The organism is Hydrocarboniphaga sp. FW305-C-57, from assembly GCF_058783045.1.
The window spans coordinates 19815-41056 of the sequence record NZ_JBYSYG010000003.1 but is presented as its reverse complement, the minus strand read 5'-3'; the positions used below and the strand labels follow the sequence as shown (position 1 = coordinate 41056).

The 21242-nt window shown below is 67.4% G+C and carries 21 protein-coding genes; 6 read left to right on the top strand and 15 right to left on the bottom strand.

What is annotated here, in order from left to right; genetic code table 11:
• Positions 1 to 21: 21 nt before the first annotated feature.
• A complete protein-coding gene (locus tag AC3WUM_RS07515) occupies positions 22 to 891 on the bottom strand; it encodes a hypothetical protein (protein ID WP_492409596.1) in 870 nt (289 codons plus the stop codon).
• Positions 892 to 1104: 213 nt separating this feature from the next.
• Between AC3WUM_RS07515 and AC3WUM_RS07510 the strand changes: the two genes are divergently transcribed.
• Positions 1105 to 2868 (top strand): ABC transporter ATP-binding protein, encoded by a 1764-nt coding sequence (locus tag AC3WUM_RS07510; RefSeq protein WP_492409595.1) that lies wholly within the window; start codon positions 1105 to 1107, stop codon positions 2866 to 2868.
• Here the strand turns inward: AC3WUM_RS07510 and AC3WUM_RS07505 are convergent.
• A complete protein-coding gene (locus AC3WUM_RS07505; protein WP_492409594.1) occupies positions 2865 to 3641 on the bottom strand; it encodes a glycosyltransferase family 25 protein in 777 nt (258 codons plus the stop codon). The two genes, AC3WUM_RS07510 and AC3WUM_RS07505, sit on opposite strands and share 4 nt — an antisense overlap.
• A gap of 273 nt (positions 3642 to 3914) precedes the next feature.
• On the opposite strand from AC3WUM_RS07505, the gene ettA reads away from it, so the two are divergent.
• Positions 3915 to 5579, top strand: a complete 1665-nt coding sequence (ettA, locus tag AC3WUM_RS07500) for an energy-dependent translational throttle protein EttA (protein ID WP_492409593.1) — start codon at positions 3915 to 3917, stop codon at positions 5577 to 5579.
• A 57-nt stretch (positions 5580 to 5636) separates the two neighbouring features.
• On the opposite strand, the gene AC3WUM_RS07495 is transcribed toward ettA, so the two are convergent.
• The 3 genes from AC3WUM_RS07495 to AC3WUM_RS07485 form a co-directional block, all read right to left on the bottom strand.
• On the bottom strand, positions 5637 to 6650 hold the full coding sequence (locus AC3WUM_RS07495; protein ID WP_492409592.1) for an LLM class flavin-dependent oxidoreductase: 1014 nt from the start codon (positions 6648 to 6650) through the stop codon (positions 5637 to 5639).
• A 70-nt stretch (positions 6651 to 6720) separates the two neighbouring features.
• Complete coding sequence (locus AC3WUM_RS07490) at positions 6721 to 7278, bottom strand: GNAT family N-acetyltransferase (protein WP_492409591.1); 558 nt, start codon at positions 7276 to 7278, stop codon at positions 6721 to 6723.
• Between the two features lie 18 nt (positions 7279 to 7296).
• Positions 7297 to 9180 carry a RecQ family ATP-dependent DNA helicase gene (locus AC3WUM_RS07485; protein WP_492409590.1) on the bottom strand — a complete coding sequence of 628 codons (1884 nt, stop codon included), beginning with the start codon at positions 9178 to 9180 and terminating at the stop codon, positions 7297 to 7299.
• A 93-nt stretch (positions 9181 to 9273) separates the two neighbouring features.
• On the opposite strand from AC3WUM_RS07485, the gene AC3WUM_RS07480 reads away from it, so the two are divergent.
• Positions 9274 to 10041: an ATP-binding protein gene (locus tag AC3WUM_RS07480; RefSeq protein ID WP_492409589.1), complete on the top strand. Its 768-nt coding sequence runs from the start codon at positions 9274 to 9276 to the stop codon at positions 10039 to 10041.
• 64 nt (positions 10042 to 10105) lie between these two features.
• On the opposite strand, the gene AC3WUM_RS07475 is transcribed toward AC3WUM_RS07480, so the two are convergent.
• The 3 genes from AC3WUM_RS07475 to AC3WUM_RS07465 all read right to left on the bottom strand — a co-directional run bounded on the left by AC3WUM_RS07475 (position 10106) and on the right by AC3WUM_RS07465 (position 11765).
• Positions 10106 to 10372, bottom strand: coding sequence for an acyl-CoA-binding protein (locus tag AC3WUM_RS07475; RefSeq protein ID WP_411887877.1), 267 nt, complete (start codon positions 10370 to 10372; stop codon positions 10106 to 10108).
• Positions 10373 to 10482: 110 nt separating this feature from the next.
• Positions 10483 to 10971 (bottom strand): dihydrofolate reductase, encoded by a 489-nt coding sequence (locus tag AC3WUM_RS07470; RefSeq protein WP_492409588.1) that lies wholly within the window; start codon positions 10969 to 10971, stop codon positions 10483 to 10485.
• Entirely contained in the window at positions 10971 to 11765 is a 795-nt protein-coding gene (locus AC3WUM_RS07465) for a thymidylate synthase (RefSeq protein WP_492409587.1), read from the bottom strand. Before AC3WUM_RS07465 ends, AC3WUM_RS07470 begins: the two co-directional genes overlap by 1 nt.
• Positions 11766 to 11933: 168 nt before the next feature.
• On the opposite strand from AC3WUM_RS07465, the gene AC3WUM_RS07460 reads away from it, so the two are divergent.
• Positions 11934 to 12683 carry an SDR family NAD(P)-dependent oxidoreductase gene (locus AC3WUM_RS07460; RefSeq protein ID WP_492409586.1) on the top strand — a complete coding sequence of 250 codons (750 nt, stop codon included), beginning with the start codon at positions 11934 to 11936 and terminating at the stop codon, positions 12681 to 12683.
• A gap of 4 nt (positions 12684 to 12687) precedes the next feature.
• Here the strand turns inward: AC3WUM_RS07460 and AC3WUM_RS07455 are convergent, their stop codons facing one another.
• From AC3WUM_RS07455 to AC3WUM_RS07425, 7 genes are all read right to left on the bottom strand, one after another.
• Complete coding sequence (locus tag AC3WUM_RS07455) at positions 12688 to 13011, bottom strand: HesB/IscA family protein (RefSeq protein WP_492409585.1); 324 nt, start codon at positions 13009 to 13011, stop codon at positions 12688 to 12690.
• Positions 13008 to 13427 (bottom strand): iron-sulfur cluster assembly scaffold protein, encoded by a 420-nt coding sequence (locus AC3WUM_RS07450; protein WP_492409584.1) that lies wholly within the window; start codon positions 13425 to 13427, stop codon positions 13008 to 13010. The genes AC3WUM_RS07455 and AC3WUM_RS07450 overlap by 4 nt, the downstream gene beginning before the upstream one ends.
• A 4-nt stretch (positions 13428 to 13431) precedes the next feature.
• Positions 13432 to 14583 (bottom strand): aminotransferase class V-fold PLP-dependent enzyme, encoded by a 1152-nt coding sequence (locus AC3WUM_RS07445; protein WP_492409583.1) that lies wholly within the window; start codon positions 14581 to 14583, stop codon positions 13432 to 13434.
• Positions 14584 to 14599: 16 nt separating this feature from the next.
• Positions 14600 to 14896 carry a DUF6665 family protein gene (locus AC3WUM_RS07440; protein WP_007185897.1) on the bottom strand — a complete coding sequence of 99 codons (297 nt, stop codon included), beginning with the start codon at positions 14894 to 14896 and terminating at the stop codon, positions 14600 to 14602.
• Positions 14893 to 16032 (bottom strand): cysteine desulfurase family protein, encoded by a 1140-nt coding sequence (locus tag AC3WUM_RS07435; RefSeq protein ID WP_492409582.1) that lies wholly within the window; start codon positions 16030 to 16032, stop codon positions 14893 to 14895. The genes AC3WUM_RS07440 and AC3WUM_RS07435 overlap by 4 nt, the downstream gene beginning before the upstream one ends.
• A gap of 16 nt (positions 16033 to 16048) precedes the next feature.
• The gene (gene cysE / locus AC3WUM_RS07430) at positions 16049 to 16834 is read right to left on the bottom strand and encodes a serine O-acetyltransferase (RefSeq protein WP_492409581.1); all 786 of its coding nucleotides are present in this window, start codon (positions 16832 to 16834) and stop codon (positions 16049 to 16051) included.
• A 69-nt stretch (positions 16835 to 16903) separates the two neighbouring features.
• Positions 16904 to 17761 carry an RNA methyltransferase gene (locus tag AC3WUM_RS07425; protein WP_341920399.1) on the bottom strand — a complete coding sequence of 286 codons (858 nt, stop codon included), beginning with the start codon at positions 17759 to 17761 and terminating at the stop codon, positions 16904 to 16906.
• An 80-nt stretch (positions 17762 to 17841) separates the two neighbouring features.
• Between AC3WUM_RS07425 and AC3WUM_RS07420 the strand changes: the two genes are divergently transcribed.
• Both AC3WUM_RS07420 and AC3WUM_RS07415 read left to right on the top strand, forming a co-directional pair.
• Positions 17842 to 18633: an inositol monophosphatase family protein gene (locus AC3WUM_RS07420; RefSeq protein ID WP_007185893.1), complete on the top strand. Its 792-nt coding sequence runs from the start codon at positions 17842 to 17844 to the stop codon at positions 18631 to 18633.
• Positions 18634 to 18729: 96 nt separating this feature from the next.
• Positions 18730 to 20460: a potassium/proton antiporter gene (locus AC3WUM_RS07415; RefSeq protein WP_007185892.1), complete on the top strand. Its 1731-nt coding sequence runs from the start codon at positions 18730 to 18732 to the stop codon at positions 20458 to 20460.
• The last annotated feature ends 782 nt before the right edge of the window (positions 20461 to 21242 follow it).

Here is a 21242-nt window from a genome sequence, read left to right as displayed (position 1 = left end):
CCGACACTGCGGGCGCCCTGGCTAGGGCTTGCCCGGCTTCGCGGGCGCCGAGCCGCACTCTTGCCAGTAGGCTTCGTCGCGCACCACCACCAGGTCGTCGGCCCGGCTCTGCCCGCTTTCCTTGCGGTTGCCCTTCATGTGATCCATGAAGCTGCCGAGCCTGGAGTTGATCAGCACGTGCCGTGCCTTGGCGCCGATGCCTTCGGCGATGTCGTAGCTGCGGGCCCCGCGCGCTTCGGCGCGCTCGCGGACCACGTCGAACAGGAAGGCGTCGTGATACTCGCGCTCGGCGAACAGCAGGTCCTGCGTATAGAGCCGTTCGAAATCGTCGAGGAACTGCGCGGTCTGCGGGTGCCGCAGGTTGTAGGTGACGAAGCCGGCCTCGGTGAACTTGGGCCGGCGCAGGCAGCCGACGAAGCGATCCGGCGGCATGAAGCTGTCGAGCATCTCGAGCGTCACCGGGGCGAAGAAGCGCGTATCGGCGTCGATCCAGATCAGCACGTCGGCATCGACGCGGCGGGCGGCGTCGAAGATGGCGAAGGTCTTGTGGGCGAAGCGCACCGCGTTGTAGCGATACGACTTCTTGCGGCTGCGCAGCGGCAGCGGAATCGCGATGCCGCCCGGCAGCGTGAGCCGGCGAAACGGCGGCTTCCTGCCGTGCGCGACCGGGTTGTCCGCATGGCGCCGCTTGAAGGCGACCAGATCCGGCGAACTCGCGAGCAGATCGTGCGTGCGCAGGCGTGGATCGCGCAGTTCGCAGTCGAAGCCTTCGGTGTAGAAATCGAGCGTCACCTCGTCCGGCCAGTACTGCAGGAAGGTCTGCGCCATCAGGCGCCCGTAGGTTTCGTAGCCCGCCGCATGGCAGGTCGTGACGACGGCGAAGCGGCGCATGCTCAGTGCCGCCCGCGGCGGGCAGACGGCGAAATGCGGATCGGGATCAGGAGCATCGGCGGTCGGGAGGCGATCAAGGGGCGCTAGCATAACGGCCTCCGCCGCGGTCGGTCGGCTGCGGTCGAACCTGCGGGGCGCCCCACCGCGGTACCGGCCGCGCACCCGGCCGGGCGCCTTTTTACGCTATCGTGGCGCCCCTTCGCGCTTACGCTCATGACCGCCCCTCGAACCGCTTCCCAGCCCGCTCACGCCGCCAACCGATCGCTGCTCGGCCGCCTTCCGTTCCTGCGCTTCTCGGGCCTGATCCCGACGCGGCGCGCCGCCCTGGTGGCGATCTGCGTGATCGTGGCGAGCCTGGCCGACGGCTTCGGCATCGCCAGCCTGCTGCCGCTCATGTCGGTGCTCGGCGACGACGCGGCCAAGGCCAGCGGCATGAGCAAGATCATCCTCGGAGCGCTCGACAAGGTCCACATTCCGCACGATCCGATCGTGCTGCTCGGCCTGGTCGTCGGCGGCACCATCCTCAAGGGCGTGCTGATGGTCCTGACCACGCGCATGGTCAGCAGCACGGTGGCCGAAGTCTCCGCCAAGCTGCGCCTCTGGCTCGTCGACGCGCTCATCAACGCGCGCTGGAGCTATTACGTGCATCAGCCGGTGGGCCGCTTCTCGGCTGCGCTCGGCGCCGAGGCGACCGGCGCCGGCGAGGCCTACATGGCCTCGATGCAGATGCTCTCGCAGTCGGTGCAGGCGGTGGTCTACCTGAGCGTGGCGGCGCTGGTGTCCTGGCAGCTGGCGGTGTTCACGCTGCTGGTCAGCGCGATCATGCTCAGCACGCTCGCGCGCTTCCTGACGATCTCCAAAGCCATGGCGCGCAATCAGTCGGCGCTGCTGCGTGTGATCCTCGGTCGGCTCACCGACGTGCTGATCGGCATCAAGCCGATGAAGGCGATGTCGCGCCAGGCCCGCTTCGCGCAGCTGTTCGACCGCGACCTGCGGGAGATCAAGCGCACCTACCGGCGCCAGGCCTTCGCCAAGAACGTCAACAAGGCGCTGCAGGAACCGATCCTCGCGCTGTGCCTGGCGGCCGGCATCTTCGTCTCGCTGACGGTGCTCAAGATGCCCGTCGCCGAAGTCATCGTGATGTGCCTGCTGCTGATCAAGACGGTGATGGTGATCGGCAAGAGCCAGCAGGAACTGCAGAACTTCTACGCCAACCAGAACGGCCTGATCACGGTGGAAGACGCGATCGCCGAAGCGCGCGAGCAGGCCGAATCGCAGCGCGGCCGCCTGACGCCGACGCTCGACCGCCAGATCGCATTCGAGGGCGTGGGCTTCAGCTACGACGGCAAGCCGATCCTGCAGTCGATCGACCTGCAGATCGAGACCGGCACGCTGGTATCGGTGACGGGTTCGTCGGGCGCCGGCAAGACCACGCTGGTGGACGTGCTGCTGGGCTTCCACCAGCCGCAATCGGGGCGGATTCTCGTCGACGGCCAGCCGTTGTCCGAGATCGACCTGATCCAGTGGCGCTCGCTGATCGGCTACGTGCCGCAGGAGCTGATCCTGTTCCACGAGACCATCGCGGCCAACATGACGCTCGGCGAGCCGCGCTTCACCGAAGCCGACATCGAACGCGCGCTGCGCGCAGCCGGGGCGGATTTCGTCGACCAGCTGCCCGAGGGCGCGAACACCGTCGTCGGCGAACGCGGCTCGGCGCTTTCGGGCGGCCAGCGCCAGCGCATCGCCCTGGCGCGCGCGCTGCTGCACCAGCCCAAGCTGCTGATCCTCGACGAGGCCACCAGCGCGCTCGATCCGCAGACCGAGGAGATGATCATCGCCAATGTGCTGCGGCTCGTGCGCGAGCAGGGCCTGACGGTGATCTCGGTGACCCACCACCCGGCCTGGCTCGGGGTTTCCGACCAGGTGATCCGGCTCGGCGGAGGGCGCCTGCAGGCCCCGCGGCCGGCGGTGGCCTAGGCGGTCGCGGTCGCCGGCGCAGCAGCCGTCACGGCCGCGGCCTGCAGTTCGCGCTCCAGCTTCAGGCGAATGCGGCGCACCGCCCAGGCCCGCCGCGCGTTCTCGAACTTGCGCGGCAGATAAGCCTGCGGCTTGCTGCTGCGCTGGACGATGGTGCTCGCGAAACCCGGCGTTTCCCAGACGGCCGGCGGGTCGAGCAGCAGGACCTTGAGTCCGTGCTGCCAATAGCGGTCGAGGGCCTTGTCGAAAGGCCGTGTCGGCGTCGCCCAGCAATCGAGCAGCCGCCGCGCGCCCGCTCGCGTGAGCCAGTAGCCCTGCGAGCCGCTCGGGTTGATGCGCGCCAGCAGCAGATTGCGGCCGGCGTCCAGGCCGAAGATTTTCGGGCCGCGCGGAGGCTTGAGACTCGAGACGCGGACCATGTCGGGCTGCACCGGCAGGCGACCGAGTTCGCGGCACAGGGCCTCGATGTCGTCGACGACGCTGACGTCGTCCTCGAGCACGAGCGCGCCCTCGAACGGCGACTCGGCGACCAGGCGCCAGACGCCGACGTGGCTCAGATAGCAGCCCAGTTCGGCGTTCGTGAGCGCCCGGCCGGCCGGATACTGCGCGCGATCGATCTTGGCGCCTTCCACCGCGTCGAAGAATTCGAACTGCAGGCCGCTGTGCTGCAACTTCTGCTGCATGGCCGAGCGCCGGTCGGTGCTGCGCGGCATGCTGATGACGAAGGCCTGCACGCCGGGCGGCGAGCTCGAGTGGGAAGCGGTCGTGGTCATGGTCGCGGGGAAGGCGCGGTTTGTCCGGGAACGGCCGGAGCCGGCAGCAGATGCGTGAATTTTCGTCCGAACCGGGCCGCATTGGCAGGACTTTTTTCACCAACGCCGGAAATAAAGCCACCTCGAAGCCACCACCATCATCGCCCCTAGCCGGCTCCTGACGCGGTAACCGATAATGCGTGTCCGAGCGACGCGCATCTGGCGGCGACTCTCAGGTCCGCCAGTCCCAGCGACTCCCGCGATTTTTTGCGATTCCAGCGATTCGAATACCCCATGAGCCAATACGTTTACACGATGAACAAGGTGGGCAAGACCGTCCCGCCGAAGAAGGAAATCCTGCGCGACATTTCGCTGTCGTTCTTCCCGGGCGCCAAGATCGGCGTGCTCGGCTACAACGGCGCGGGCAAATCGACCCTGCTGCGCATCATGGCCGGCGTCGACAAGGAGTTTCACGGTGAGGCACGGCCGATGCCGGGCCTCAAGGTCGGCTACCTGCAGCAGGAGCCGCAGCTCGATCCGTCCAAGAACGTCCGCGAGAACGTCGAAGAGGCACTGTCCGACATCCTCAAGCTCAAGAGCGATCTCGATGCGGTCTACGCCGCCTACGGCGAAGAGAACGCCGATTTCGACAAGCTGGCCGCCAAGCAGGCCGACCTCGAAGCCAAAATCGCGGCCGCCGACGCCGAGAACATCGACGTGATCCTCGACAAGGCCGCCGAGGCGCTGAACCTGCCGCCCTGGGACGCCGACGTCACCAAGCTCTCGGGTGGCGAGCGCCGTCGCGTCGCGCTGTGCCGCCTGCTGCTCAGCAAGCCCGACATGATCCTGCTCGACGAGCCGACCAACCATCTCGACGCCGAATCGGTGGCCTGGCTCGAGAAGTTCCTCAAGGATTTCCCGGGCACCATCATCGCGGTCACCCACGATCGCTACTTCCTCGACAACGTCGCCGGCTGGATTCTCGAACTCGACCGCGGCCACGGCATTCCGTACCAGGGCAACTACACGACCTGGCTCGAGACCAAGGAAAAGCGCCTCGCCACCGAACAGAAGCAGGAAGACGCCCACGCCAAGGCGATGAAGGAAGAGCTCGAGTGGGTGCGCAAGAACCCCAAGGGCCGCCAGTCCAAGAGCAAGGCGCGCGTCGCCGCCTACGAGGAACTGGCGAGCCAGGAGTTCCAGAAGCGCTCCGAAACCAAGGAGCTCTACATTCCGCCCGGACCGCGCCTCGGCGACAAGGTGCTGGAGGTCAGCAACGTCGGCAAGAAGTACGGCGATCGCTGGCTCTACAGAGGCCTCAACTTCAGCGTGCCGCGCGGCGCCATCGTCGGCATCATCGGCGCCAACGGCCGCGGCAAGACCACGCTGTTCCGCATGCTGCTGAACCAGGAGCAGCCCGACGAAGGCACGATCACGATCGGCGAAACCGTGAAGCTCGCCTACGTCGACCAGAGCCGCGACGCGCTCGACGCTTCCAAGACCGTGTTCCAGGAAATCTCGGGCGGCAACGACATCATCCGCGCGGGTAGCTTCGAAATGCCGAGCCGCGCCTACATCGGCCGCTTCAACTTCAAGGGCGAGAGCCAGGGCAAGCGCATCGGCGACCTGTCGGGCGGTGAACGCAATCGCGTGCATCTGGCCAAGCTGCTGCTGTCGGGCGGCAACACCCTGCTGCTCGACGAACCGACCAACGATCTCGACGTCGAAACCCTGCGCGCCCTCGAAGACGCGCTGCTCGATTTCCCGGGCTGCGCACTCGTGATCTCGCACGATCGCTGGTTCCTCGATCGCGTCGCCACGCACATCCTCGCGTTCGAAGATTCCGGCGAGATCGTGTTCCTCGAAGGCAATTACCGCGAGTACGAAGATGACTTCCGCCGCCGCTACGGCGCCGAGCCCGGCGTGAACCGCCGCAACCGGCACAAGAAGCTCGCGTAAGCACAACGAAAAAGCCCCCGCAGAAACGGGGGCTTTTTCGTTGTGGCGCCGAATCGATCAGGCGCTCATCGCCTCGGCGACGAGTTCGTACGAGCGCAGCCGCAGCGCGTGATCCCAGACGTTGGTGATCAGCATGAGTTCGTCGGCGTAATTGTCGCGCGCGAGTTCGAGCAGGCGCTCGCGCACGGTCGCCGGCGAGCCGATCACCGCGAGCTTGCGGAAGCGTTCGAGCGCCTCGCTCTCGTAGCCGTACTGATACGCGGCCGCGGTCTCCGGGCTCGGCAGCGGCGGGAACTGATTGGACTGCATGCGCACCCAGGCCAGCTCCATGCTGCCGGCCAGATAGCGCGCTTCCTCGTCGGTCGGCGCGCAGATCACGGCGACGCAGAGAATCGCGTGCGGCGCGGTGAAGTGCTCGTCCGATGGCTGGAAGCTGTCGCGATACGTGCGCATCGCCGGCGCGGCCGGCGTCGGGCTGAAGTGCGTCGCGAACGCATAGCCGAGGCCCGCGGCGCCGGCCATGCGCGCCGATGCGCCGCTCGATCCGAGCAGCCAGATCGGCGGCAGGCCCGCATCGGCCGGCACCGCATGAACCTCGGACGACGGATCCATCACCTGACTCCAGTCCGGCGCCGAGTACGCGTACAGCTCGGCGAGCTGCTGGCCGAACATTTCGCCCGGTGCGGCACGCAGCGCGCGCGGAACGTTCGGCACGCCACCCGGCGCACGGCCAACGCCGAGGTCGATGCGATCCGGATACAGCGCGCGCAAGGTGTGGAAGTTTTCGGCGACGCGCAGCGAAGCATGATTCGGCAGCATGATGCCGCCCGAGCCGACGCGGATGCGCTGCGTCACCGAGGCCGCATGCCCGATCAATAGCTCGGGCGCCGAACAGGCCACCGACGGCAGCGCGTGATGTTCGGCGTACCAGATGCGCGCGTAATCGAGCTTCTCGGCGAGCCGGGCGAGGTCGCCGACGCGGCGGATCGCATCCGACGGCGCCGTGCCCTCGGACACCGGAACGAGATCGAGGACGGAGAGTGCGGGCCTGCTGTGCGTGTTCGTGTTCATGCGCCGCATCTTAGCCCCCAAGTCGAGAGCGAAAAGACGACTTAAGTCGGACGCGCTCGCCGAAACGAGGCTAGACGCCGCCGCGACGCTCTGCGAGCCAGGCCTCGGCGTCGCGCTCGAACCAGGCCAGCGGCGCGCCATTGCTGTAGGCCGCGAAGCGGCGCTCGCCCTTGCGATGCAGGCCGGACTTGAGCAGCACGTGCTGCGAATCGACGTTGCCGAGATCGGTGATCGCGACGATCGTCGGCAGCTTCAGCGTCGTAAAGCCGTATTCGAGCAGGGCCACCGACATCTCGGTCGCGTAACCCTTGCCCCAGGCCCGCGGGAACAGCCGATACCCGACCTGGATCGGCGCCTCGCCACGAATATGGTTGAGCAGATGCGAGCCGACGATCCGGCCGCTGCCGCGCTCGTAGGTCACCCACATGCCCAGGCCCGGATGCTCGTCGTAGTAGCGCAGGATGCGGCCTTCGAGCATGTCCTGCGTCGCCTCTGGACTCATCGGGCCATCGATGTAGCGCATCACTTCGGCATCGCCGTTGAGTTCGATCAGCCACGGAAGATCGTCGCGCGTGAAGCGGCGCAGCGCGAGGCGCTCGGTTTCGAGAATGTCGTTCGGCTGCTTCATCGGATCACTTCCCACGAATCACTTTTCGAGCACTTCGAGAAACGCCTCGCCGTAGCGCTCGAGCTTGCGCGAACCGAAGCCCGGAACCGCGCCGAGCTCGCCGAGGCTGCGCGGCTGCAGGCGCGCGATCTCGCGCAGCGTGCGGTCGTGCGCGATGACGTAGGCCGGCACGCCTTCGGACTTCGCGAGTTCGAGCCGCACCTCGCGCAGCGATTCGAACAGCAGCTGCTCGATCGCATCCAAGGGCTCTTCGTCGGGCGCCACGCGCGCGGCGCGCGCACTGCGCGACTCCTTGGGCTTGCCGCTCGCCACATCGCTCGGCGGCAACCAGCGCGCGACACGTTGACCGCGCATGATCGCGACGCCGTCGTCGGTGAGCCGGACGACCGGATGCAGGTCGCCCGAAAAGCCGATCCAGCCGGCCGTCACGCAGCGCGACAGCGCGCGCTGGATCCAGTCCGCGCTGCGTTCGCGCAGAATGCCGAAGGTCGGTACCTGCGTGAGTCCCATGCGTTCGAGCCGGTCTTCGGATTCGCCGTGCAGCAGGCGCACGACCTGCTTGAGGCCGAAGCGGTTCTGCAGGCGCGCGACGCCCGACAGCAGCTTGCGCGCGAGTTGCGTGGCCTCTTCGACCGAGACTTCGTCGACCGCATCGATGGCGACGCAGACGTCGCAACGGCCGCAGCCATGCAGGGTTTCGGCCTCGTCGCCGAAGTAGCGCAGGATCGCGTCGTGGCGGCAGGCGGCACCGTCGGCCCAGCGGATCAGTTCGAGAAACAGATTCCAGCGATGCTCGACGATTTCGGGATCGCTCTGCGCATCGCCGCCCGGCGCTTCGAGCAGGCGACGGCGCAGCGGCAGATCGTTCTGCTGCCAGCACAGCAAGCCCAGCGCATCGCCGCCATCACGGCCCGCGCGCCCGACTTCCTGGTAGTAGGCCTCGATCGAACCCGGCGGTCCGAGATGCACGACCGCGCGCACGTCGCCGCGATCGATGCCCATGCCGAAGGCGTTCGTCGCGCAGACGATCTCGGCCTCGCCGCGCGTGAACGCGGCCTGCGCGCGAGCGCGCGCATCGGCCGGCAAGCCGGCGTGATACACCGTGGCCTTCCAGCCCGCGCCGACGAGCCGCTCGGATTCTTCCTCGGCCATGCGACGCGTCGGCGAATAGATGATCGCCGCACCGCGTCCGGCGCCGGGCGCGAACAGCGCCTCGGACAGCAACGCGTCGACGCGCGCGGCGCGCTCGCGTGAGCCGCCGACTTCGGCTGCGCGCAATGCGAGATTCGGCCGCGCGAAGCCGCGCACGAGCTGCGGCGTATCCGCAGGCAGGCCGAGCCGCACGATGATTTCGTCGCGCACGATCGGCGTCGCCGTTGCGGTGCAGGCGAGTACGTGCGGCGGCGCGAGCTCGGCGAGCAGCTCGCCGATCTGTCCGTATTCCGGACGAAAATCGTGGCCCCATTCGCTGATGCAATGCGCCTCGTCGACCGCGACGAGCGGGCAGCCGAGGCGCTTGAGCCGCTCGCGAAAACCCGGCAGCGCAAGCCGTTCGGGCGCGATGTAGGCGAGCTTGTATTCACCGCGCGAGAGCGCATCGAGCCGGGCGCGCGATTCGGCGGCGTCGAGCGTCGACGCGAAGAACGTCGCTGCCACGCCACGCGCCTGCAAGGCAGACACCTGGTCCTGCATGAGCGCGATCAGCGGCGAGATCACCAGCGTGGTGCCCGGCAGCAGCAGCGCGGGCAGCTGATAGCACAGGCTCTTGCCGCCGCCGGTCGGAGCGACGAGCAGGGCGCGGCGAGTCTGCAGCAGCGTTTCGACGGTCTCGCGCTGGCCGGCGCGAAACGCGGAGTAACCGAGCTCGGCCAGCGCCCGGTCGTATGCGGATGAATCGATCATGGCGCAAGCATAAAACACACGGGCACGCACGCCGCGTGACGGGGCGCTCGTGGGCGCAACATCGTCCGCCGCTTCGGGCCTATGATGCGCGCCATGAACGACGCCCTCGCCTACCGCTGGCGCTCCCGAGCGCTGCAGCCGGTTTCCTTTCCGCAGAACCTGCGGCTCGATTCGCTGCTCGGCATCGACCGGCAGAAGGAGCTGCTCGTGCGCAACACGCGCCAGTTCGTCGAAGGCCTGCCGGCCAATCACGCGCTGCTCACGGGCTCGCGCGGCACCGGCAAATCGTCGCTCGTCAAGGCGCTGCTGAACGAGTTCGGCAACCGCGGCCTGCGCCTGGTCGAAGTGCCGCCGCACGATCTGATCGAGATGCCCGACATCGTCGCCCCGCTGCGCAAGCGGCCCGAGCGCTTCATTCTCTACGTCGACGATTTCTCGGTCGCTTCGAACGATCGCTCGCTCGCCGCGCTCAAGACCGCGCTCGACGGCGACGTCGAGGAAGCCCCCGAGAACGTGCTGATCTACGCGACGTCGAACCGCCGCCACCTGATGCCGGAGTTCACCAAAGAGAACGAGGAATATCGCTGGGAAGGCGAGGAACTGCATCCGGGCGAATCCGCGGAGGAGAAGATTTCGCTGTCCGAACGCTTCGGCCTGTGGCTGTCGTTCCAGCCGTTCAACCAGGCGCAGTATCTCGATCTGGTGCGTGCGCACCTGCGCATGCTCGGCGTCGAAGTGCTGAGCCCCGAGGGCGAAAAACTCGCGCTGCGCTGGGCCCTGTCGCGCGCCTCGCGTTCGGGCCGCGTGGCCAAGCAGTTCGCCCGCGATTACGCGGGCCAGCAGGGCTTGCAGCAACTCTGAAACATACTCTCGCCGCAACGAAAAAGCCCGGCTTTCGCCGGGCTTTTTCGTTGGCACGGCCTGATCAGCCGAGCTTCTTCTGCAGCTCTTCCACCTTGGCGATGTACTGCTTCATCGCCGCATCGTTCTTGGTGCCCTTGAGCTTGGCCCAGGCGTCGTACTTGGCGCGCGCGACGACGTTGAGCATGCCCGGGCGCGCGCCGCTCGCATCGCCTTCGGTGGCCTGCTTGAACAGCGAATAGAGCGCGAGCAGATCGTTGTCGCTCGGCTTCTTGGTCAGCTTGCGGACGTCCTTCTGCGCCTGTTCGAACTGTGCCTTGAGGTCGGACATCGTCGTCTCCTTGGATGGTGGGATGCTGCGCGTCGTTGTGGGTGGCCGAGCTTATAGCAGCGCAGCTGAAGCGCTCACAACGGCGCGGCGGACAGCGGCGAGGCGTCGGCTCAGCCGCGGCGCTCGAGCGTGATGAAGCTGTACGCGTGGGCGTGGCGCTCGTCGGCCGCATGCGGCTCGCGCGTGGTTTCGACGAAGCCGGGCGGAATCGGCGGGAACCAGGTGTCGCCGCCTTCGACATGCGCGTGTACGCGGGTCAGGTGCAGCACGTCGGCGCGGTCGACGGTCTGCCGATACAGCTCGGCACCGCCGATGACCATGATCGTGTCGAGGTCCTCGCCCGCTGCCAGCGCGGCGTCGAGACTCGGAAACACCGTCGCGCCGGGCGCTTCGAAACCCGCATCGCGCGTGATGACCCAGTTCTCGCGCTGCGGCAGCGGACGGCCGAGCGACTGCCAGGTCTTGCGACCCATCAGCACGGTCTTGCCGAGCGTGAGGCGCTTGAAGTGCTGCAAATCCGCCGGCAGGCGCCACGGCAGGTCGCCGTTCTTGCCGATCAGATTGTTCTCGTCGAGCGCCGCAACGATCTCGATGCGCATCAGACCGCGACCGGCGCCTTGATGTGCGGATGCGGGTCGTAATCCGACAGCACGAAGTCCTCGAGTTTGAACGCGAACAGGTCGCGCACCTCGGGGTTGATCGTCATCGTCGGCAGCCGCTTCGGCTCGCGCGAGAGCTGCAGGCGGGTCTGTTCGAGATGGTTGCTGTAGAGGTGGCAGTCGCCGCCGGTCCAGATGAATTCGCCGGGCTTCAGGCCGCAGACCTGGGCGATCATCATCGTCAGCAGCGCGTAGCTCGCGATGTTGAAGGGCACGCCGAGGAAGATGTCGGCCGAGCGCTGGTACAGCTGGCAGCTCAGCCTGCCGTCGGCCACGTAGAACTGGAACAGCGCGTGGCAGGGCATCAGCGCCATCTTGTCGATCTCGCCGACGTTCCAGGCCGAGACGATCAGGCGGCGCGAATCCGGGTTGCCCCTGATCTGGTCGAGCAGCAGCTGGATCTGGTCGATCTGCCGGCCGTCCGGCGCCGGCCAGCTGCGCCACTGCTTGCCGTAGACCGGCCCGAGTTCGCCGTTCTCGTCGGCCCATTCGTCCCAGATCGAGACCTTGTGTTCCTTGAGCCAGCCGATGTTGGTCTCGCCACGCAGGAACCAGAGCAGTTCGACGATGATCGACCGCAGATGCAGCTTTTTGGTGGTCAGAACCGGAAAACCTTCGGCCAGATCGAAGCGCATCTGGTGACCGAAGACCGACAACGTGCCGGTGCCGGTGCGGTCGGATTTGGAAGCCCCGTGATCGAGCACGTGGCGCATGAGATCGAGGTATTGGCGCATGGCGCCATGGTATCGCAGCGCCCACTGGGTCTGCCGGCCTTGCGTCCCCAGGCAATGATTGGGTCAAAGCGACCTGCGGCAATTGCCGTCATGAACAGGACATCATGTTTGTAACGAGATGTGCGGGCCAAGGAGAGGGCGACGCGCACCGAACTCAGGAACCACCCCATGGCCACACGGCCGAGCATTCTGATCACGGGCGCGGCCGGCGATATCGGACGCGCCACTGCTCTGCGCTTCGCCCGCAAGGGCTATCGGATCGCGGTCTGCGACCTGCGCGAATCGGCCGCCGAAGAGACCGCCGAGGTGATCCGCGCGGGCGGCGGCCTCGCCAACGCCTATGCGGCCGATGTCGGCGATTCGGCTTCGGTGGCCGAGTTGTTCGAACGGCTCAAGCGCGATTACGGGCGGCTCGACGCGGCCTTCAACAACGCCGGGCGTGGCGGCGGACGCACACCGCTCGACGAATCCGACGACGCTCTCTGGGACGATTGCATCCGCGTCAACCTGACCGGCACGTACTACTGCATGAAGCAGGAGCTCAAGCTCATGCTCGCCCAGGGCGGCGGCGTGATCGTCAACAACTCATCGCTGTGGGGGCTGCACGGCGGCCCGTCGGCGACTTACACCGCGAGCAAGCACGGCATCATCGGGCTCACCAAGTCCGCCGCGCTGTCGTACGCGGGCAAGAACATCCGCATCAACGCGGTCTGCCCGGGGCTCATCGATGGCGGACTCGGACTCAAGGTGCTGAGCCAGGCACCCGAATTCGTCAGCGGTGTGGTCGGGCGCGTGCCGATGGGCCGGCCCGGAACCGTCGACGACGTGGCCTCCGCGGTGGTCTATCTGTGCTCGGACGAGGCGGCCTACGTGACCGGCCATTCGATGGCGATCGATGGCGGTTGCGGCAGCGTCTGAGGCCTCAGACGGCGAAGCTCTCGCCGCAGCCGCACTGGGCTTTCACGTTCGGATTCAGAAACTTGAACGATTCGTTGAGGCCCTGCTTCTGCCAGTCCAGGGTCAGGCCGTCGAGCACCGGCAGGTGCTCGGCCTTGACCACGAGCTTGGCGCCGTGGGCTTCGAAGACCTGATCCTCGGCGCCGATGTCGTCGGCGTAATCCATCGTGTAGGCGTAACCCGAGCAGCCCGACTTCTTGACCCCGACACGCAGACCCAGGCCCTTGCCGCGCTTGGCGATCTGGGCGTCGATGCGGCGGGCTGCGGACTCGGTCAGTTGAATGCTCATGTCTCGGTACTCGTTTGGCTGCGGCGGGCGAGCAGCGCTTTCATCGCGTCCTCGCCCATGAGGGCACAGTGGGCCCGGTCCTCGGGAATTTCAAGGACTTCGCGCAGCTGGCGGGCGTTCAGGCTCGCGAGTTCGGCAGCGTTGCGTCCGATGCTCCAGTCGGCGATCCAGCTGCCGATCGCGATGCTGCTCGGGCAGCCGTAGGCGCGGAAGCGCGCGTCGGCGACGCGCTCGCCGTCGAAGCGCAGTTGCAGTTCGAGCACCGACCGCGCGGCCGGCGTTCCGGCCCGGCCTTCGACGACACCCGGCGTTTCGGCAGCGAAGCGCCCGGCGCGCTCGGCCGCTTCGAAGCGGCTCCAGATCGGCTGCGGATAGTCGAAGGGGTTGGCCAGGTCGATCTCGTGTTCGATGCTCATGGCTTCAGTTCCAAAGCGCGGAGATCGAGCGCAGGCGCTTCACCTGCAGGCACACGCGCTCGGCCGCGGCGTCGACTTCCCCGGCCGTCGTGAACCGCCCGAACGAAAACCGCAGCGAGGCGTTGGCGAGTTCGTCGTCGCGGCCCAGCGCGCGCAGCACGTAGGACGGCTCGGCGGTCGCGGACGAGCAGGCCGAGCCGCTCGAGACCGCGAGATCGGGCAGGCTCGCGCGCAGCGATTCGCCCTCCACGCCCTCGAAGCTCACGTTGAGCACATGAGGAGCGCTCGGCCCGGCGCCGTTGCGGCGAATTTTTTCGAGCCCCTGCAAACCCTGCCAGAAGCGCTCGCGCAGCGCGGCGATACGCTCGCCCTCGGCCGCGCCGTCGCGGCGCAGGATCTCGAACGCAGCGCCCATGCCGACGATCTGGTGCGTCGCCAGCGTGCCCGAGCGCATGCCCTGCTCGTGCCCACCGCCGTGCATCTGCGGCGCGAGCCGGGCGCGCGGCTTGCGCCGCACGAACAGCGCGCCGATACCCTTGGGCCCATAGGCCTTGTGCGCCGAGACGCTCAGCAGGTCGACCGGCGTTCGCGCGAGATCGATGGCGATGCGTCCGCTCGCCTGCGCCGCATCGACGTGCAGCAGCACGCCGCGCTCGCGCAGCAGCGGAGCCAGGCGCTCGATGTCGTTGCGCACGCCGATCTCGTTGTTGACCCACATCAGGGAGACCAGCGCGGTGTCGGGCGTCAGCGCGTCGAGCACCTGTTCGGGCGTGATCGAACCGTCCGCGCCGGGCTTCAGATACGTCACGCGCGCGCCCTGCGTCTCGAGATAGCGGCAGGTGTCGAGCACGCATTTGTGTTCGATGCGCGACGTCACCACGTGTGCCTGGCGCAGGCCGCGGAATTCGAGCACGCCCTTGATCGCGAGATTGTTCGATTCGGTGGCGCCCGAGGTGAAGATGATCTCGCCGGGCTCCGCGCCGAGCAGCTCGGCAACCTGCGCCCTCGCCCGCTCCACCGCGGCGCGCGCGCGAAAGCCCGGCGCATGCGAGGACGCCGCGTTGGCCTGCAGGCCGTCGGCCACCAAGGCCGGCATCATCGCCTCGAGCACGCGCGCATCGAGCAGCGTGGTCGCGGCGTAGTCGAGGTAGATCACGGCGGCGGAAAACGAATCAGGAAGGACGCGGCGTCGCGCCCATGCGGCGCCAGACTTCGTCCGGAATCCGGTACTGCTCGCGCGCTTCGCGGTGATCGCGCAGGCCGCTCATCTCGCGCTGCACGATGTACTCCCAGACCAGCTGCGAGGCGACGTCGACGAGCAGATGCCGATCGGAACGCTGCTCTTCGGTGAGCCCGAGACCGGCGTGCTTGGCGTCGTAGGTTTCGAGCGCGAGCAGCGACACTTCGACTCGGTGCGCCGCGTTTCGCAGCGTGGTGGCGCGGTCTTCCGCGGTAATCGATTCGATCATGATCTCAGCGTCCCTGCGATCTCCGCCAACACGTGCAGAAACCGCGCTACTTCATCGGTGGTGTTGACGACTCCGACGCTCACGCGGATCGCGCCCTTGGCGGTCACCGGATCGAAGCCCATCGCCAGCAGTACGTGGCTCGGCTCACCCGATCCCGAGGCGCAGGCCGAGCCCGACGATACGGCAATGCCTTTGCGATCGAGTTCCATCAGCAAGGCTTCGCCGTCGTAGCCGCTCAGCGCGAACTGGCGCGTGTTCGGCAGCCGGGCGACGCCGTCGCCGAACATCACGATCTCGGGAATCTGCCGGAGCCCGGCGTCGAGCCGCTCGATGAGCTGCGCGTAGTGCTGCGTGCGCGTGTCGAGTTCTTCGATCGCGAGTTCGGCCGCGCGGCCGAAGCCGGCGATGGCGGCGACGTTCTCGGTGCCGCCGCGGCGGCCACGCTCCTGGGCGCCGCCGTGCTGCAGCGCTTCGAGCTCCACGTCCGAGCGCACCACCAGCGCGGCGATGCCCTTGGGCCCGTAGATCTTGTGGCTCGACACCGTGAGCAGGTCGGCGCCGAGCTCGTCCATGTCGACCGCGAGCTTGCCGGCCGCCTGCACCGCATCGACGTGCAGCCAGGCACCGGCCGCATGCACGATGGCCGCGAGCGCCGGAAGGTCCTGGATGACGCCGGTTTCGTTGTTCGCGCGCATGATCGAGACCAGCCGCGTCGGCGCTTTCGCGAGCTGCGCCGCGAGCGCATCCGCCTCGATGATCCCGCGACGGTCGACCGGTATCGCCTCGACCTCGCAGCCGCCCGCGCGCAGCGATTCGGCCGCCTCCATGACGGCCGGATGCTCGGTCGCGCCGTACAGGACTCTCAACGGCACGCCCCCACGCGCGGCCTGCATGACACCCTTGATCGCGTAGTTGTTGGCCTCGGTGCCGCCCGACGTCCAGATGACATCGCGCGGCTGGGCACCGACGAGCTGGGCCACCTGCACGCGCGCGGCTTCGATCGCGTCGCGCGCCAGGCGGCCGTAGCGATGCAGGCTCGACGGGTTCGCGGCCGGCCCGGACAGGTAGGGCATCATCGCCTCGAGCACGCGCGCATCGAGGTGCGTGGTGGCGTTGTGGTCGAAGTAGATCGGCATCGGGGGACTTCGCAGCTCAGCCGTTGCCGACTTTCTTCACCGGTTCGGCGTCTTCGGCGCAGAAATCGGGCAGCTCGAGCTTGTCGAGGCTCGCCGCCGGGACCGGCAGCCTGGCCTGGTTCAGCGCCGCATGCAGATCGGCGAGCTGGGCATCGAGCTTGTGAATGTGGTCGAGCATCGCGCTGATCGCGTTGGCGACCGGGTCGGGCATGTCTCGCGTGACGCCGTACGCATCGAAGCCGAGCTGGTCGGCGACGCTTTTCGCGCTCTCGGACATCGCCGGCTTCTGCTGCTCCTGGACGATGCGCGCCGGAATGCCGATCGCGGTCGCGCCGGCGGGCACTTCCTTGACCACGACCGCGTTCGAGCCGATGCGCGCGCCGTCGCCGACCGTGAAGCTGCCGAGCACCTTGGCGCCCGAGCCGACCACCACGTTGTTGCCGAGCGTGGGATGGCGCTTGCCGCCCGCGAGCGAGGTGCCGCCGAGCGTCACGCCCTGGTAGAGCGTGCAGTCGTCGCCGACTTCGGCGGTCTCTCCGATCACCACGCCGAGGCCGTGATCGATGAAGAAGCGCCGGCCGAGCCTGGCGCCCGGATGGATTTCGATCCCCGTGAGCCAGCGCGCCAGATGCGAAACGAAGCGCCCGAGCCACAGGAAGCCGTGCCGCCAGAACCAGTTCGCGATTCGATGCGCCCAGACCGCGTGCAGGCCCGGATAACACGTCATCACTTCCCAGACCGAGCGGGCGGCGGGATCGCGTTCGAAAACGCTGCGGATGTCTTCGCGGATGCGGGCGAACATGGAGAACCAGTGCGGGTGAACAGGCCCGGTTCAAGACCGGAACGGCCTGAGATTGTACCGATTCGGTACTCAGCCCCCGGCCTCGGGCCCGGCCGCAGGGCCAGGCTTCACCCGCGGCGTGCGCTTTTTAGGCCGCTCCACCGACTTGAGAATGCCGCGCAGGATGTTGAGCTCGTTGGTGTCCGGCCGCGCCCGGTTGAACAGCTGGCGCAGCCGGCGCGTCAGCAGCCGCGGATTGCGCGGATCGAGAAAGCCGGTGCCGAGCAGCACGCGCTCCAGGTGTTCGTAGAACTGCTCCATCTGCTCGGCCGTCGGCGGCCCGAAGCGCCCGTTCATGTAGCCCGGGTCTTCCTTGAGCGAAATCTTCGGCGGCGCGATCGCCGCCCGGCGCAGCTCCCAGCACAGCAGCTGCACGGCCGCGGCCAGGTTGAGCGACGGATAGACCGGGTTCGACGGGATCGTCGTCAGGCGGTGGCAGCGATCGAGTTCCTCGGCCGTCAGGCCGGTACGCTCGCAACCGAACACCAGGGCGACGCGCGCCGCCGATTCCGCCGCGCCTGCGGTTTCGAGCAGCACGCTGGCGGTCTCGGCCGGGCTCAGCGGTTCGTCGCCCAGATAGCGCCGACGCGAGGAGCTGCCAACGACGAAGGCGCAGTCGGCGACCGCCGCTTCGAGCGACTCGAACAGCTGCGCCGAATCGAGGACCGACTGCGCTCCGCTGGCCATGGCGGTGGCCTGCTCGTGCGGAAAGCGGTGCGGATTGACCAGCCGCAGCTGCATCAGGCCCATCGTCATCATCGCGCGCGCAGCCGAGCCGATGTTGCCGGGATGCTGGGTACCGCTGAGCACGATGACGATGTTGTCGAGCGGGCTCGTCGAGGCTTCGGGCGAAGCCTCGTGCAGTGACGGGGACGGCGATTCGGACACGGGCGGCACGAGGGAGGCGGGCGGGTTTGCTATTCTAACGTTCGTCCCCTTCGCTCCTTGCCCCTACCGTGCATCCCCTGGTGAACATCGCCGTTTCCGCAGCGCGCAGCGCCGGAAACTTCATCATGCGCCATCTCGAGCGCGCCGATACCCTTCAGGTCGAGCACAAAGGCCGCAACGACTTCGTCACGCTGGTCGATCGCGGAGCCGAAGCCGAAATCATCCGCACCGTCCACAAGGCCTACCCTCACCACGCCATCCTCGGCGAGGAAGGCGGCCAGATCGGCGAGAACGAAGTCACCTGGATCATCGATCCGCTCGACGGCACCACCAACTTCCTGCATCGCCTGCCGCACTTCGCGGTTTCGATCGGCATCCAGGTCAAGGGCGTGCTGCAGCACGGCGTGATCTACGCCCCGTGTACGCAGGATCTCTACGTCGCCAGCCGCGGCGCCGGTGCCACGCTCAACAACCGCCGCATCCGCGTTTCCAACTGCCGCGATCTCGACCAGGCCCTGGTCGGCACCGGCGTGCCGATCCGCGCGGCCAAGCTGCCGGCCTATCTGCCGATGCTGACGACCATCGTCGAGAACACGGCCGGCGTGCGCCGCGCCGGTGCGGCCTCGCTCGATCTGGCCTACGTCGCGGCGGGCCGTCTCGATGCCTACTGGGAGCTCGGCCTCAAGCCCTGGGACATCGCGGCCGGCATGGTGCTGGTGCAGGAAGCGGGCGGCATGATCAGCGAGATCTATGGCAACGGCGATCCGCTCAACACCGGCAACATCCTGGTCGGCAATCCCAAGCTGCATGGCCAGTTCGCGGACATGCTCAAGGCCGCGGCGCCTTTCGCCGCGGCGCCGGACGCCGAATAAGCGCATCGCGCTTTGGGCGACCGCAAGGAACGATTGCTGCATAGAGGCTGCTGACCTCCCACTCGAAACACGAACCCCGACACCGCAGCGGCCGATATGGAAATCGCCAATCACCTGATTCTCGTCGGCGGCCTGTTGTTCATCGTTTCGATCCTCGCTTCGATCCTGTCGCCGCGCCTCGGCGTCCCGCTGCTGCTGGTGTTCCTGATCGTCGGCATGCTCGCCGGCGAGGAAGGGCCCGGCGGCATCCAGTTCCACGACTTCGCGCTCGCCAACCTCGCGGGCACCGCGGCGCTGGCCGTGGTGCTGTTCGACGGCGGCATGCGCACGCGCATGACCACCTTCCGCGTCGGCCTCGCGCCGGCGGTTTCGCTCGCCACCGTGGGCGTTGTCGTGACCACGGCCGTGGTCGGGCTGTTCGCGGCCTGGTGCCTCGATCTGACCCCGGCCGAAGGCCTGCTGGTCGGGGCCATCGTCGGCTCCACCGACGCGGCCGCGGTGTTCTCGCTGCTGCACACCAACGCGGTGCATCTCAACGAACGCGTCACCTCGGCGCTCGAGATCGAATCGGGCACCAACGATCCGATGGCGGTGTTCCTGACGCTGGGCCTGCTGCAATACCTGCAGGCACCGGACACCTATCGCTGGTTCGAGGCGCTGCTGTTCCTCGTGCAGCAGATGGGGCTCGGGGCTTTGATCGGCATCTTCGGCGGACGCGCGCTGGCCTGGTCGCTGAACCGACTCAAGCTGTCCGATTCGCTGTATCCGCTGATGGCCCTGTTCAGCGGCCTCTTCATCTTCGGCCTCACCTCGTCGCTGCATGGCAGCGGTTTTCTGGCCGTGTATCTGGCCGGCGTGGTGCTCGGCAACCGCAAGGTGCGCGCCTTCGGCGGCATTCGCCGCTTTCACGACGGCGTCGCCTGGGCCTCGCAGATCGGCATGTTCGTGATCCTGGGCCTGCTCGTCACGCCGAGCAAAATGCTGCCGCTGGCGATTCCGAGCCTGATCATCAGCCTCGTGCTGATCGTGGTCGCCCGGCCGGTCTCGGTCGCGCTTGCGCTGGCCCCGTTCCGGTTTCCGTGGCGCGAGCAGGCCTACATCGCCTGGGTCGGGCTGCGCGGCTCGGTGCCGATCGTGCTCGCCACGTTCCCGTATCTGGCCGAAGTCGAGAACGCGGCGGTGGTTTTCAACGTCGCCTTCTTCATCGTGCTGGTTTCGCTCGTCGTGCAGGGCTGGAGCGTGGCGCCGGCCGCGCGCCTGCTCGGCCTGCAGATGCCCGCGACCACTGCGCTCGTGCATCGCAGCGACTTCGACCTGCCCGGCACGCGCGGCTACGAGATCGTGAGCTACTACATCGGCGAGAACAGCCCGCTGCTCGGGCTCAAGTCCAAGGAGCTGCCGATCAACGATCTCTCGCGCATCGTCTGCCTGGCGCGGCGCGGCAAGGTCATCAGCTACCGCGAATGGGGCACGCTGCGCGCGGGCGACTACATCGCCCTGCTCGCCTCGCAGGACGAGCTGCCGGCGCTCGACGAAATCTTCCGCGCCGATGGACTCAAGCCCAAGACCAAGCGCGACGGGGGCATCGAGGTTCCGTTCTTCGGCGAATTCGTGATCGACCTCAAAGCGCCGGCGACGGCGCTCGCGGATGCCTACGGGCTCGAGTTGCCCGATTCGGCGAAGCATCGCAGCGTGGTGGAGTTCTTCGCTTCGGTGATTCCGCGGCCGGTGGTCGGCGATCGCCTGCGGCTCGGCGAGATGGAGTTGGTGGTGAAGCGGATGGAGGGAGAGAAAATCACGGAAATTGGGTTGCGGTTGCCGCATTAGCTTGCGCTTCGGTGGCTGCTTCCGTGGCGCTAGCTTCGCTTAGGGGTTAGCTGAGCGCTGAGGCTTTTGACCTCGCCGGTCGGGCGTTACTTCTCTTTGCTTGTGCAACGAGAAGTAACCAGGAGAAAGCACACCCTGGTGACGCACTTTCGCTGCGCGAAAGTCCCCTGCGCTGCTCACGTGCTCGGGGCAGGAGTTTCGACGCGATGCAACATTCTGGTCGCGACGAAACTCGGCGGGCATCCATGCCCGCCGACCCCTGCGCGCGCTCCGCTGCTCGGTGCGTCACAAGGGAACCCGGTAAGACAGAAGCGAACGGAGACAGCAAAGCTGCGGCTGCTGTTGACGGTCCCCTCTCCCGCTTGCGGGAGAGGGTGGTCCGAAGGACCGGGAGAGGGGGCACTCGGAAAGGGCGCTCACTTTGCGGATGAACCCTCTCTCCCCGCCTTCGGCGGGACTCTCTCCCGCAAGCGGGAGAGAGGAACGGCAAGACAGCTCGACGCTGAAAATCAGCGGCGAAGCGTAGCGAGCCAATAGCCGTTGACGTTCAACCCCTGGCAGCGCCGGCTGGAGTGGCGCGCGCAGTGGGTCTGGCGGATATGGATATCCGCCAGAGCGACGTCGCGACAGGATGTCGCGTCGGCGCGACCCCGAGCATGTCGCTCCAGCCGGGGACCCGTTCGTCGTGCAACGACGAACGGGCGCGGACTTCGGGGCCTGCTTTCTTTGCTTACTTTCTTTGCAGGAGCAAAGAAAGTAAGACCCGGCCGGGAAGGCCAAAC

Bases quoted from the DNA above. Each gene is read 5' to 3' on its own strand.
- AC3WUM_RS07415 (WP_007185892.1), top strand. From the start codon at position 18,730: ATGGAAATCGCCAATCACCTGATTCTCGTCGGCGGCCTGTTGTTCATC.
- cysE (WP_492409581.1), bottom strand. From the start codon at position 16,834: ATGTTCGCCCGCATCCGCGAAGACATCCGCAGCGTTTTCGAACGCGAT.
- AC3WUM_RS07455 (WP_492409585.1), bottom strand. From the start codon at position 13,011: ATGAGCATTCAACTGACCGAGTCCGCAGCCCGCCGCATCGACGCCCAG.
- AC3WUM_RS07485 (WP_492409590.1), bottom strand. From the start codon at position 9,180: ATGATCGATTCATCCGCATACGACCGGGCGCTGGCCGAGCTCGGTTAC.
- AC3WUM_RS07490 (WP_492409591.1), bottom strand. From the start codon at position 7,278: ATGAAGCAGCCGAACGACATTCTCGAAACCGAGCGCCTCGCGCTGCGC.
- AC3WUM_RS07475 (WP_411887877.1), bottom strand. From the start codon at position 10,372: ATGTCCGACCTCAAGGCACAGTTCGAACAGGCGCAGAAGGACGTCCGC.
- AC3WUM_RS07470 (WP_492409588.1), bottom strand. From the start codon at position 10,971: ATGCGCATCGAGATCGTTGCGGCGCTCGACGAGAACAATCTGATCGGC.
- AC3WUM_RS07450 (WP_492409584.1), bottom strand. From the start codon at position 13,427: ATGAGCATCGAACACGAGATCGACCTGGCCAACCCCTTCGACTATCCG.
- AC3WUM_RS07495 (WP_492409592.1), bottom strand. From the start codon at position 6,650: ATGAACACGAACACGCACAGCAGGCCCGCACTCTCCGTCCTCGATCTC.
- AC3WUM_RS07515 (WP_492409596.1), bottom strand. From the start codon at position 891: ATGCGCCGCTTCGCCGTCGTCACGACCTGCCATGCGGCGGGCTACGAA.
- AC3WUM_RS07460 (WP_492409586.1), top strand. From the start codon at position 11,934: ATGGCCACACGGCCGAGCATTCTGATCACGGGCGCGGCCGGCGATATC.
- AC3WUM_RS07510 (WP_492409595.1), top strand. From the start codon at position 1,105: ATGACCGCCCCTCGAACCGCTTCCCAGCCCGCTCACGCCGCCAACCGA.
- AC3WUM_RS07435 (WP_492409582.1), bottom strand. From the start codon at position 16,032: ATGCCGATCTACTTCGACCACAACGCCACCACGCACCTCGATGCGCGC.
- AC3WUM_RS07505 (WP_492409594.1), bottom strand. From the start codon at position 3,641: ATGACCACGACCGCTTCCCACTCGAGCTCGCCGCCCGGCGTGCAGGCC.
- AC3WUM_RS07440 (WP_007185897.1), bottom strand. From the start codon at position 14,896: ATGATCGAATCGATTACCGCGGAAGACCGCGCCACCACGCTGCGAAAC.
- ettA (WP_492409593.1), top strand. From the start codon at position 3,915: ATGAGCCAATACGTTTACACGATGAACAAGGTGGGCAAGACCGTCCCG.
- AC3WUM_RS07465 (WP_492409587.1), bottom strand. From the start codon at position 11,765: ATGCGCCAATACCTCGATCTCATGCGCCACGTGCTCGATCACGGGGCT.
- AC3WUM_RS07480 (WP_492409589.1), top strand. From the start codon at position 9,274: ATGAACGACGCCCTCGCCTACCGCTGGCGCTCCCGAGCGCTGCAGCCG.